The sequence below is a fragment of the Streptomyces sp. BoleA5 genome (genome assembly GCF_000373665.1).
Classification (GTDB): Bacteria; Actinomycetota; Actinomycetes; order Streptomycetales; family Streptomycetaceae; genus Actinacidiphila.
In genome coordinates, this window is record NZ_KB892124.1 from 120,984 (window position 1) to 132,746 (window position 11,763).

The 11,763-nt window shown below is 72.7% G+C and carries 12 protein-coding genes and 1 riboswitch; of the genes, 10 read left to right on the plus strand and 2 right to left on the minus strand.

What is annotated here, in order from left to right; all coding sequences use genetic code 11:
- Positions 1-2 precede the first annotated feature (2 nt).
- From pcaH to B085_RS0130415, 8 genes are all read left to right on the plus strand, one after another.
- On the plus strand, positions 3-785 hold the full coding sequence (gene pcaH, locus B085_RS0130380; RefSeq protein WP_018562378.1) for a protocatechuate 3,4-dioxygenase subunit beta: 783 nt from the start codon (positions 3-5) through the stop codon (positions 783-785).
- A complete protein-coding gene (gene pcaG, locus B085_RS0130385) occupies positions 782-1,360 on the plus strand; it encodes a protocatechuate 3,4-dioxygenase subunit alpha (RefSeq protein ID WP_018562379.1) in 579 nt (192 codons plus the stop codon). The genes pcaH and pcaG overlap by 4 nt, the downstream gene beginning before the upstream one ends.
- Positions 1,329-2,756: a 3-carboxy-cis,cis-muconate cycloisomerase gene (pcaB, locus tag B085_RS0130390; RefSeq protein WP_051102205.1), complete on the plus strand. Its 1,428-nt coding sequence runs from the start codon at positions 1,329-1,331 to the stop codon at positions 2,754-2,756. Before pcaG ends, pcaB begins: the two co-directional genes overlap by 32 nt.
- 31 nt (positions 2,757-2,787) lie before the next feature.
- Positions 2,788-3,969, plus strand: a complete 1,182-nt coding sequence (gene pcaC / locus B085_RS0130395; protein WP_018562381.1) for a 4-carboxymuconolactone decarboxylase — start codon at positions 2,788-2,790, stop codon at positions 3,967-3,969.
- A gap of 8 nt (positions 3,970-3,977) precedes the next feature.
- Positions 3,978-5,159, plus strand: a complete 1,182-nt coding sequence (locus B085_RS0130400) for a 4-hydroxybenzoate 3-monooxygenase (RefSeq protein WP_018562382.1) — start codon at positions 3,978-3,980, stop codon at positions 5,157-5,159.
- Positions 5,160-5,243: 84 nt separating this feature from the next.
- On the plus strand, positions 5,244-5,954 hold the full coding sequence (locus B085_RS0130405) for a molybdopterin-dependent oxidoreductase (protein WP_018562383.1): 711 nt from the start codon (positions 5,244-5,246) through the stop codon (positions 5,952-5,954).
- Positions 5,938-6,582 carry a cytochrome b/b6 domain-containing protein gene (locus B085_RS44285; RefSeq protein WP_051102206.1) on the plus strand — a complete coding sequence of 215 codons (645 nt, stop codon included), beginning with the start codon at positions 5,938-5,940 and terminating at the stop codon, positions 6,580-6,582. Before B085_RS0130405 ends, B085_RS44285 begins: the two co-directional genes overlap by 17 nt.
- Positions 6,583-6,861: 279 nt before the next feature.
- A complete protein-coding gene (locus B085_RS0130415; RefSeq protein ID WP_018562385.1) occupies positions 6,862-7,311 on the plus strand; it encodes a phospholipase in 450 nt (149 codons plus the stop codon).
- Positions 7,312-7,374: 63 nt separating this feature from the next.
- Here the strand turns inward: B085_RS0130415 and B085_RS0130420 are convergent, their stop codons facing one another.
- Positions 7,375-7,872 carry a peptidylprolyl isomerase gene (locus tag B085_RS0130420; protein WP_018562386.1) on the minus strand — a complete coding sequence of 166 codons (498 nt, stop codon included), beginning with the start codon at positions 7,870-7,872 and terminating at the stop codon, positions 7,375-7,377.
- 93 nt (positions 7,873-7,965) lie between these two features.
- Between B085_RS0130420 and B085_RS0130425 the strand changes: the two genes are divergently transcribed.
- Entirely contained in the window at positions 7,966-8,598 is a 633-nt protein-coding gene (locus B085_RS0130425) for a GNAT family N-acetyltransferase (protein WP_018562387.1), read from the plus strand.
- A gap of 68 nt (positions 8,599-8,666) precedes the next feature.
- Here B085_RS0130425 and B085_RS0130430 read toward each other — a convergent pair whose 3' ends face one another.
- A complete protein-coding gene (locus B085_RS0130430; RefSeq protein ID WP_018562388.1) occupies positions 8,667-9,674 on the minus strand; it encodes an aldo/keto reductase in 1,008 nt (335 codons plus the stop codon).
- A gap of 633 nt (positions 9,675-10,307) precedes the next feature.
- A riboswitch (cyclic di-AMP (ydaO/yuaA leader) is annotated at positions 10,308-10,497 on the plus strand.
- A 4-nt stretch (positions 10,498-10,501) separates the two neighbouring features.
- Between B085_RS0130430 and B085_RS0130435 the strand changes: the two genes are divergently transcribed.
- A complete protein-coding gene (locus tag B085_RS0130435; RefSeq protein WP_018562389.1) occupies positions 10,502-11,656 on the plus strand; it encodes a transglycosylase family protein in 1,155 nt (384 codons plus the stop codon).
- Positions 11,657-11,763: the final 107 nt, after the last annotated feature.

An 11,763-nucleotide genomic window follows, 5' to 3' on the forward strand; every position in this document is an offset into this window, starting at 1 on the left:
GTATGAGCAGCCCCCTCACCCAGGGCGAGATCTCCGCCGAGATCGCCGACGAGCGCGCGGCCCACGCCAAGCGCCTCGCCGACGGCGGAGCCGCCCGGGACCACCCCGACCGGGGGTACGCCCCCTACCGCAGCAGCGTCCTGCGGCACCCCAAGCGGCCCTTGGTGGCGGCGGGCGCGGCGGCCGGCGACCCCGAGGCGGTCGAGCTCTCCGGGCCGGTCTTCGGCGTCACCGACGTCACGGCGCTCGACCACGACCTGACGCGCCAGCACCGGGCCGAGCCGCTGGGCGAGCGCATCAGGGTGACCGGGCGTGTCCTGGACCGCGCGGGCCGCCCCGTGCGCGGCCAGCTCGTGGAGATCTGGCAGGCCAACGCCTCCGGCCGCTACGCCCACCAGCGCGACGACCACCCCGCCCCGCTGGACCCCCACTTCACGGGCGTCGGCCGCACCCTGACCGGCGAGGACGGCTCCTACGAGTTCGTCACCATCAAGCCCGGCGCCTACCCCTGGCGCAACCACGTCAACGCCTGGCGCCCGGCGCACATCCACTTCTCGCTCTTCGGGCCGGCCTTCACCCAGCGCCTGGTCACCCAGATGTACTTCCCCGGCGACCCGCTCTTCGCGTACGACCCGATCCTGCAGTCCGTCACCGACGACTCGGCGCGGCGCCGGCTCGTCGCGACGTACGATCACGACCTGTCCACCCCCGAACGGTCGCTCGGCTACCGCTGGGACATCGTCCTGGACGGCCCGGCCGCCACCTGGATCGAGGAGGGCCGATGAGCACCGGGACGCCTGCTCCCGCTCCCACGCCCTCGCAGACCGTGGGCCCCTTCTTCGGCTACGCGCTGCCGTTCCCCAAGGGCGGAGACCTCGCCCCGGCCGGGCACCCGGACACCGTCACCGTCCACGGCTGGGTCTACGACGGTGCCGGGCAGCCCGTCCCCGACGCGCTCCTCGAGGTCTGGCAGCCGGCACCCGACGGCTCCCGCCACGGCGCCCCCGGTTCGCTGCGGCGCGACCCGGTCACCGGCTCCGTCGTGGGGCGCGACGGACTGGTCTTCACCGGCTTCGGGCGCATCGCCACCGACGCGGACGGGCACTACGCGATCCACACGCTGCCACCGGGCGGCGTCCCCTACCTGTCGGTGATCGTCTTCGCCCGCGGTCTGCTCCACCATCTGCACACCCGGGTCTACCTCGGGGACGCCGAGGGCGACCCGCTGCTCGGCTCCCTGGCGCCGGAGCGGCGCGCCACCCTGGTCGCCACTCCCGAGGGCGGGCGCGTCCACCGCTTCGACGTACGGCTCCAGTACGACGGGGTCCATGAGGAGACGGTCTTCCTTGCCTTCGACTGACCCCGCCGCGGACGTCGGCCTGCTCTCCCCGGTCCGGGCCGGGTCGGCCGCCGAGGAGGCGACCGGGGACGCCGCCTTCGTGCGGGGCATGCTCGACGCCGAGGCCGCGCTGACCCGGGCGCAGGCCGCGCTCGGCCTCGCACCGGGGTCCGCGGCGGCCGCGGTGACCGCCGCCGCGGCCGAACCGGGCCGGTTCGACCCGCGCCACCTGGCGCTGCGCGCACGCGCCGGGGGCAACCCCGTGATCCCGCTGGTGGCCGACCTGACCGAGGCCGTGGGCGAGCGCGACGTGAACGCCGCCCCCTATGTACATCGCGGCGCCACCAGCCAGGACGTCCTGGACACCGCCGCGATGCTCGTCGCGTCCCGCGCGCTCCGCCCCGTCCTGGACGATCTCGCCGAAGCGGCCGGGGTGCTGGAGCGGATCGCCGCGGAGCACCGCGACACCCCGATGGCGGGCCGCACCCTGACGCAGCACGCGGTCCCCACCACCTTCGGACTCAAGGCGGCCGGCTGGCGGGCCCTCGTCCTGGACGCGCACGACCGCCTGACCGCCGTCCGCGGCGGCCTGCCCGCACAACTGGGCGGCGCGGCCGGCACACTCGCCGCCTTCGGCGCCTTCGCCGAGGCGGACGGCGCCGCCCCGGGCACGAGCGCCGCCCCTGGGCGCCTCCTCGCCGCCTATGCCGCCGAGACCGGCCTGGCGGAGCCCGCGCTGCCCTGGCACACCCTGCGGACCCCCGTCGCCGACCTCGCCGGGGCACTCGCCTTCGCGGCGGGCGCACTGGGGAAGGTCGCCGCCGACGTACTGGTGCTGTCGCGCACCGAGACCGGGGAGGTCACCGAGGGCGCCGGCGGCGGTTCCTCGGCCATGCCCCACAAGGCCAACCCCGTCCGCGCCACGCTCGTCGCCGCCGCGGCCCGCCAGGTACCGGCGCTCGCCGCCGTGCTGTACGGCTCGCTGGCCGCGGAGGACGAGCGCCCGGCAGGCGCCTGGCACGCCGAATGGCAGCCGCTGCGCGAGGCCCTGCGCCTCGTCGGCGGCGCCGCCCGGGACACCGCCGGACTCGCCGCGGAACTGCGCGTCCACCCGCACCGCATGCGCGAGAACCTCGACGCGACCGGCGGGCTGGTGGTCACCGAACGTCTCGCCGCCGACCTGACCGCTCTCATGGGCCGCGGCGAGGCCAGGTCCGCCCTCGCGCGGGCCTCCAGGCGCGTCGCCGAGGAGGGGATCACCCTCGGCGACGCCCTCGCGCAGGACCCGGCGCTCGGCGGCCTCCTCCCCGAGGGCCGCCTGCGCGAACTCACCGACCCCACCCGCTACACCGGCTCCGCGGGCGCGCTCGTCGACCGCGCCCTGCGCCGCCCCGGCCCCGCGGGGACGTCCTCGTGACCGCCCCCGCCCCCTTCCGCGAGGAGCCCGCATGAGCACGCCGTACGAGGCCGTGGAACCGCGACTGCCGCACCACCGGGTGGACGGCGCCCCGGGCCTGCCGCCACTGATCCTCGGCCCGAGCCTGGGCACCTCGCTCGCCGTGTGGGACCCGCAGGTCCCGGCCCTGGCCCGCGGTCACCGCGTCATCCGCTGGGACCTGCCCGGCCACGGCGGCACCCCCGCGTCGCTGCTCCCCGAGGACGGCACGGTCGAGGACCTGGCGCGCACGGTGCTGGCCCTCGCCGACGCGCTGGGCGCCGAACGCTTCGCCTACGCCGGCGTCTCCCTCGGCGGCGCCGTGGGGACCTGGCTCGCGATCCACCACCCCGAACGGGTCACCGCGCTCGCGATCGTGTGCTCCTCCGCCGACTTCGGCGACCCGGACCGCTGGCGTGAACGCGCCGGCCTGGTCAGGGCGAAGGGCACGGGACCCGTCGCCGACACCGCCGCCGGGCGCTGGTTCACCCCGGGCTTCAGCGGCGCCCCCGCCGTCAGCGCCCTCCTGGACGACCTGCGCGCCGCCGACCCGGAGGCGTACGCCACCCTCTGCGACGCCCTCGCCGCCTTCGACGTACGCGCCGACCTGCACCGGATCACGGCGCCGACCCTCGTCGTCGCGGGCCGCGGCGATCCGGCGACCCCGGTCGCGGACGCCCGTGTCCTCGCCGACGGCATCCCCGGCGCGAGCCTCACCGAGGTGGCGCACGCCGCGCACCTGGCCGGCGTCGAGCGTCCCGCCCCCGTCCTCGCCGCGCTCCTGCAGCACTTCGCCACCGAGCCCGCCGCCGACGACGGAGCCCGCCACACCGCGGGCATGGCCGTCCGCCGTGCCGTGCTCGGGGACGCGCACGTCGACCGGGCGATCGCCCGCACCACCGCCTTCACCGCCCCCTTCCAGGACTTCATCACGCGCTACGCGTGGGGCGAGATCTGGACCAGGCCGGGCCTGAGCCGCAGGACCCGCAGCTGCATCACGCTGACCGCGCTGGTGGCCCACGGCCGGCTCGACGAGCTGGCGATGCACGTGCGCGGGGCCCGGCACAACGGCCTGACCCGGGAGGAGATCCAGGAGGTCCTGCTCCAGTCCGCCGTCTACTGCGGGGTTCCCGCGGCCAACGCCGCGTTCGCCGTCGCGAACCGCGTCCTCGAGGAAGAGGAAGAAGAGGAGTAGGAGAACACATGCAGCACCACACCACCGTCGGCATCGTCGGCGGCGGCCCCGCCGGCCTCCTGCTGGCCCGTCTGCTCCACGGCCACGGCATCGACTGTGTCGTCCTGGAGAGCCGCGAACGCGCCTACGTCGAGCGACGCCAGCGCGCCGGGATCCTGGAACAGGGCACGGTCGACGTGCTGCGCTCCTGCGGCGCGGGGGAGCGGCTGGACCGCGAGGGCCTGGTCCACGACGGCATCGAGCTGCGCTGGAACCGCGGTTCCCACCGGGTGGACCTCCCGGCGCTCACCGGGGGCCGGCGCGTGTGGGTCTACGCCCAGACCGAGGTCGTCAAGGACCTGATCGCCCTCCAGCTGGAGGACGGGGCCCCGCTGCTGTTCGGCGCCCATGTGCACGCCGTGGAAGGGGCCGACACGGACCGTCCGGTGGTCCGCTACCGCCACGAGGGCCTGGAGAAAACCCTCACCTGCGACTACGTGGTCGGTTGCGACGGCTTCCACGGCGTGACGCGCTCGGCGCTCCCGGAGCACGCCCGGCGGACGTACGAGCGGGTCTACCCGTTCTCGTGGCTGGGCATCCTCGCCGACGTCGCGCCGTCGTGCGACGAGTTGATCTACGCCCACTCGCCCCGCGGCTTCGCTCTGCACAGCATGCGTTCCCCCGAGGTCAGCCGGCTCTACCTGCAGGTGCCCAACGGCACCGACCCCGCCGAGTGGTCGGACGAGCGGATCTGGGACGAACTGGACGCCCGCTTCGCCGTCGACGGGGACTGGAAGCTGGACCGGGGCCCCGTCACCTCCAAGGCCGTGCTGCCGATGCGGAGCTTCGTGACCGAGCCGATGCGCTGGGGACGGGTCCTGCTCGCCGGCGACGCCGCGCACATCGTGCCGCCGACCGGCGCCAAGGGCCTCAACCTGGCCGCCGCCGACGTCATCGTGCTGGCCCGCGCCCTCGCCCACCTCGACGACACCGGCTCCAGCGCCCTGCTCGACGCCTACTCCGACACCTGCCTGCGGCGGGTGTGGCGCGCCGAGCACTTCTCCTGGTTCATGACCACGACCCTGCACACCGACCCGGCGCAGAGCGACTTCGACACCCGGCTGCAGATCTCCCAGCTGGACCGGATCGCCGCCTCCCCGCACGCGGCGGCCGAACTCGCCGAGAACTACGCGGGCCTGGAGATCGGCTAGCCCCGGTAGCCGACCTCTTACCGCTTGCTTACGAGCGGCACCCGGCGGTCCGCAACCGCACCGCGCGGGCTTACCGTGAGAACCATGGACGACAAGGGCACGCCGGTCGGCCGGCGCGTGGTGCTCGGGATGCTCGGGCTGGGCGCCCTCGGGGTGGCGTTCGGCAGCCGTGCGCAGGACGGCCTGGACTCGGCGCTCTCCCAGGTGGCGGGGAAGGACCCGACCGGGATCAGCGGGCTGCTCCCCGGGGGCGGCGGTTTCCGCATCTACAACGTGGCCCCCTCCGTCCCCCACCGGGACGCGACCGACTACCGCCTCACCGTCTCCGGCCTCGTCGACCGGACGGCCACCCACACCCTCGCCGACCTGCGGGCGATGCCGCAGACCCGGCTGGTGCGCGACGTGCAGTGCGTGACCGGATGGCGCGTGCCCGGTACGCCCTTCGAAGGGGTGCGGCTGTCCCACCTCCTCGACCTCGCGGGCGTGCAGGACGGTGCCGGGGCCGTCCGCTTCACCTGCTTCGACGGGGTCTACAGCGAGAGCCTCACCCTCGAACAGGCCCGCAGGGACGACGTCCTGGTGGCCCTGAGGATGCAGGACAAACCGGTCAGCACGGCCCACGGCGGCCCCGTGCGGCTCTACGTGGCGCCGATGTACTTCTACAAGTCCGCCAAGTGGCTCTCGGGCATCGAGGTCACCCGGGACGTACGGCCCGGTTACTGGGAGCACTACGGCTACGAGGTCGACGCCTGGGTCGGCCGCTCGAACGGACGGCACGATGACCCCACGTCCTGAGAGGGTGCGCCGCTTCACCCGCGGCGAGCACCGGGTGCACCGCGCGACGGCCGCCCTGATGCTGGTCTGCCTGGTCACGGCGGCGGCCCTCTACCTGCCACCGCTCGCCGAACTCGTGGGCCGCAGGCGGCTGGTGGTCACGGTTCACGAGTGGTCCGGCATCGCCCTGCCGCTGCCCGCGCTCCTGGGCCTCGCCTCCCGCGCCTTCCGGCGCGACCTGCGGCTGCTCAACCGGTTCGCCCCGTACGACCGCGGCTGGCTGCGCGACACGGTGCGCCGGGTGCCCCACGACCGGCGTACGGCGGGCAAGTTCAACGCGGGCCAGAAGCTGTACGCGTCCTTCGCCGCGGGTGCGGTGCTCGTCATGCTCGGCACCGGTCTGCTGATGATGTTCCCGCACCTGAGCGGTGTGGTGTGGCGTACCGGCGCGACCTTCGTCCACGACTGGCTGGCCCTCGCGGTGGCGGCCGTGGTGGCGGGACACCTGTGGATGGCGGCGGGGGACCCCGAGGCGCGGCTGGGGATGCGCACGGGGTTCGTCACGCCAGAGTGGGCGCGTCGCCATCATCCGCGGTGGGAGCACGCGGAGCCGGGTGAGCCGGGGCCGCCCGACACCGGCGCTTCCTAGCGGGACATGCGGTCCGCGGGGTCCGCGGGGTCCGCGGGGTCCGCGGGGTCCGCGGGGCACTGAACCAGACAGAGGTGTCGGGCTCTTGACGTGCCGTCGACGGTCACCGTCGGCGGCACGTCGTCATGTTCATGCAATTTTTGCCGTCCGACATCTACTCGCATAGACCTTCGGAGCTCCATCCTGGCTTCGCACACCAGTACCACCTGTTCGGTTCCGCATCCGGTTGCACCTCCCTGCCCGCGCGTCACAACGCGCCCGTCAGTGACTGGAGTCCCCATGCGCCGAATCACGACCGGTTTCGCCGCCACCGCGGTCGCCGCCGTCGCCACCGTCGTCTTCACCGTCCCCGCCCAGGCCGCTCCCGCCGACAAGGCCCAGGTGCTGGCCGGTTGGACCCAGACCAGCGCCTCCAGCTACAACAGCTGGTGGTCCGCCCGCGGCAACCAGGGTGCCTGGGCGGCCTACGGCTTCGACTGGTCCACCGACTACTGCAGCAGCTCCCCGGACAACCCCTTCGGCTTCCCGTTCCAGAACTCCTGCGCCCGGCACGACTTCGGCTACCGCAACTACAAGGCGATGGGCACCTTCTCCGCCAACAAGAGCCGCCTCGACAGCGCCTTCTACGAGGACCTGAAGCGCATCTGCGGCAACTACGGCGGCGCGACCGCGACCGCCTGCAACAGCACCGCCTGGACCTACTACCAGGCGGTCAAGGCCTTCGGCTGACCCGCGGATCACGGCGGCCCGGCACCGGGAGCACCGGTGCCGGGCCGCTACCGTGGGACAGGGTCAGGCGACCGTGCCGGACTTGGCGATCTCGATGCGGGCGCTGGTGGCGCCGGTGCGCGAGCCGAGGGACTCGACCTTCTTGACGACGTCCATGCCCTCGACGACCTCGCCGAAGACCACGTGCTTGCCGTCGAGCCAGTCGGTGACGATCGTGGTGATGAAGAACTGCGAGCCGTTGGTGTTCGGGCCCGCGTTGGCCATGGAGAGCTGGCCGGGCTTGGTGTGCTTGAGCTGGAAGTTCTCGTCGGCGAACTTCTCGCCGTAGATGCTCTTGCCACCGGTGCCGTTGCCGGCGGTGAAGTCGCCTCCCTGGAGCATGAAGTCGGGGATCACGCGGTGGAAGTGCGAACCCTCGAAGCCGAAGCCGTGCTCGCCGGTCGCGAGCTCACGGAAGTTCCGCGCGGTCTTGGGGACCACGTCGTCGAACAGGGTGAACACGATCCGTCCGGCGGGCTCGCCGTCGATCGTGATGTCGAAGAACACGTCGTTGCTGTTCATGCCCCCATTTTCGCATCCGTGACGCCCGGCCTCCGACGCGCCCCGCGGAAACGCGCTTGACGGGCGACCCGGCCGGACACCACCATCCGGGGCATGCCCGAATCCGTGATCTTGGAAGGCCGGCACGTCCGCCTGGAGCCGCTGAGCGCCGCCCACACGGACGGGCTGCTGCGCGCCGCCAGCGAATCCCGCGACACCTACGCCTACACCAAGGTGCCCGAGGACCGTGAGGCGATGGCGCGCTACGTCGAGGAGGCCCTCCAGGAGCAGGCGAGCGGCGCCTCGCTCCCCTTCGCCGTGCGGGACGTCAGGCGCGACGCCCTGATCGGTTCCACCCGGTTCCTCGACCTCGACTACTGGACGGCCACCCCCGCCCGGCCCGCGGGCCCCTCCGTGCCCCGCGACGGCGCGGTGCCCACCGTCGCCGAGATCGGCAGCACCTGGCTCGCCGCCTCCGCCCAGCGCACCCCCTGCAACACCGAGGCGAAGCTGCTGCTGCTCACCCACGCGTTCGACGTGTGGGGTGTGTTCCGCGTCACCTTGAAGACGGACGCGCGCAACGCGCTTTCCCGGTCGGCGATCGAACGCATCGGCGGCCGCTTCGAGGGCATTCGCCGCGCCCACATCCGTGCCGTGGACGGCACCGTCCGCGACAGCGCGTACTACTCGGTCCTCGCCGAGGAGTGGCCCGGCGTCCGCGCCGCGCTGGAGGCCCGTCTGGCCTGAGCCCGGCGGCGTACGCGAGGACGGGCCGGCCCTCGTGGGGTCCGGCCCGTCCGTGCGCGGCGGTGGGGTTACGGGATGCGCACGCCCGCCTCGGTGGAGAGACGGTCGATCTCGGCGAGCTCGTCGGCGCCGAGCGGGCCCGCGTCGAGGGCGGCGAGGTTCTGGTCGAGCTGGGCCACGCTGCTCGCGCCGATGAGCACGGACACGACCCGCGGGTCGCGCAGCACCCAGGTCAGGGCCAGCTGGGCCAGGGTCTGGCCGCGCTCGCCCGCGAGCTTGTCGAGGGCGCGCAGGAAGGTGAGCTTCCGCTCGGTCAGGGCGTCGCGCTTGAGGAAGTGGCCCAGCGCCATCCGCGAGTCGGCGGGCACGCCGTCCAGGTAGCGGTCGGTGAGCTGGCCCTGGGCGAGCGGCGAGTACGCGATGAGGGCGGTTCCGGTGTCGCCGACGGCGTCGAGGACGCCGTCCTCCGGGTCGCGCTGGAGAATGCTGTAGGCCGCCTGGTGGATCAGCAGGGGGGTGCCCAGCTCGCGCAGGATCTCGGTCGCGCGGCGGTGTGCCTCGGCGGGGTAGTTGGAGATGCCGGCGTAGAGGGCCTTGCCCTGGCGGACCGCGGAGTCCAGGGCGCCCATGGTCTCCTCCAGGGGCGTGTCCGGGTCGAAGCGGTGCGAGTAGAAGACGTCGACGTGGTCCAGGCCCATGCGGCCCAGGGACTGGTCGAGGGAGGACAGCATGTACTTGCGGCTGCCCCACTCGCCGTACGGACCGGGCCACATGTCGTACCCGGCCTTGGTCGCGATGAAGAGCTCGTCGCGGTACGGGCGGAAGTCCTGGGCGAGGAGCGTGCCGAAATTGGCCTCGGCCGAGCCCGCGGGCGGGCCGTAGTTGTTGGCCAGGTCGATGTGGACCACGCCGCGGTCGACGGCGCGGCGCAGCACCGCGCGCTGGTTCTCCAGCGGCGAGGTGTCGCCGAAGTTGTGCCACAGGCCCAGGGACACGACGGGCAGCAGGACCCCACTGCGCCCGGTCCTGCGGTAGTCCATCGAGGTGTAGCGGTCGTCGGCGGCGAGATAGGGCACGCGAGGGCTCCTGGGCGATGTAAGAAAATGTGCTGGATTGGGAGGCTACCGTCGCCGAATCGACGCTGTCACGCCCGTTTTCCGGAGTTCCGTCGTCGTCCGCCCGCTCTTCCGGCCCCTCCGGAGGGGGCGTTGTGGCGTACGCCACACCGCGGACGGTGCCGTATCCGCGCATCCGGGAATCGCCGGCCGCCCCCGGCGGTTGGCTCAGGGGGTGTTCGTGCGGGCGGCCCCTCAGAAGGGCGCGGTCGAGGGTGGATTGGACCGGAACACGTCCGCTCTTATCCGGCATTGATGCATCTAACCGGACATATGCGCCCACAGTGCATGCGTAATACCTCGTTGCGTGATGGGTGTCACGTGCCGGACACGCAGCGCAGGCCCCGGGCGACGCAGCGTCGATTTTCCCCGCCGAATTTCACCGGGCGATGTCGCGTGATTACCGAGGGGCAATTTTTCGCCTACGCAGAGCGGACACTTCTCACGTAACGTCACGCAGGTAATTGATCGACTTGCGGTATGCCGGGGGGCGTGATTCCGCTCCTTGCCCCGGAACGATTCCGTCGTTTAGCTTCCAGATCTCGCAGGACAAATGCCTGCGAGATTCTTCCGGGTGGAACGCCTAGTCCTGCCGCTGCCCGGACGCCGGATGACAAGACCGCACGGCAGGAGCGGGGGACCCAGGTAGTTTGCCGTTCCCGTTGGTCTCGGGACGGCTAGGGGTGAAGTCGCAGTGACACGCCTTCATACGGCGTGCCTCATTGCGGCCGGGCATCTCCAGCCCGAACCCGACAGCTTACCTCGCAGGCGTCGGAGAGGAATTCGGCATGCCCGGTAAGGGAAAGCACCGTCGTCCGCGGAACACCCGTATCACCCGTATCAGCGCGCTGGCCGGCACCACCGGTGCGGCCGTGGCGCTCCCGATCATCGGTGCCACCGGTGCCCACGCCGCTCCCGTGAGCGTCTGGGACAAGGTCGCGGCCTGCGAGAGCACCAACAACTGGTCCATCAACACCGGTAACGGCTTCTACGGCGGCCTGCAGTTCACCCAGAGCACCTGGGCCGGCTTCGGCGGCACGAAGTACGCCCCGCGCGCGGACCTCGCCACCAAGGCTCAGCAGATCGCGACCGCGGAGAAGGTCCTGGCGACCCAGGGCCCGCAGGCCTGGCCCGTGTGCGGTCCGAAGGCCGGTCTGACCAAGGCGATGGCCAACCCGTCGGCCACCCCGGAGAGCGTCTCCGGCACGGCCGCGAAGCCCGCCGCCAAGCCCGCCGCCCCCGCCAGGAAGGCCGAGGCGCCGAAGGCCACCACCGCGCCGAAGGCCACCACCGCGCCGAAGAGCGCCGGCGGCTCCTACGCGGTCGCCGGCGGCGACACCCTCTCCAAGATCGCCGACGCCCGGTCGGTCCAGGGCGGCTGGCAGAAGCTGTACGCCGACAACAAGTCGGTCATCGGCGGCAACCCGAACCTGATCTACCCGGGTCAGGTCCTGTCCCTCGGGGAGAAGGCCGCCGCCAAGCCCGCGCCGAAGGCCGCGAAGGCCGCCCCGGCCGCCGCCAAGGCCGCCTACACCTCCGGCTACACCGCCCCGCTCGACCGCGTCACCCTGGGCACCGCCTACCACCAGGCCGGCGCCATGTGGTCCAAGGGCTACCACACCGGTGTCGACTTCATCGCCTCGACCGGCACCAAGGTGAAGTCGATCGCCGCCGGCACCGTGGTCTCCTCGGGCTGGGGCGGCTCGTACGGCAACCAGGTCGTCGTCAAGCACGCCGACGGCCGGTACTCGCAGTACGCCCACCTGTCCTCGCTGTCGGTCTCGGCCGGCCAGACGGTCTCGGCCGGTCAGCAGCTGGGCCTGTCGGGCGCCACCGGCAACGTGACCGGTCCGCACCTGCACTTCGAGGTGCGCACCACCCCCGACTTCGGCTCCGACATGGACCCGCTGGCCTACCTGCGCGCCCACGGCGTCAACGTCTGATTGAACTGATCCACCGTCATCCGGCGGTAGCCTGTGCCCTGTTCCCCGCTTGTTGGGAACAGGGCACATGCCTTTGGTCTGTGACCGAAAACGGATCGAATATTTCC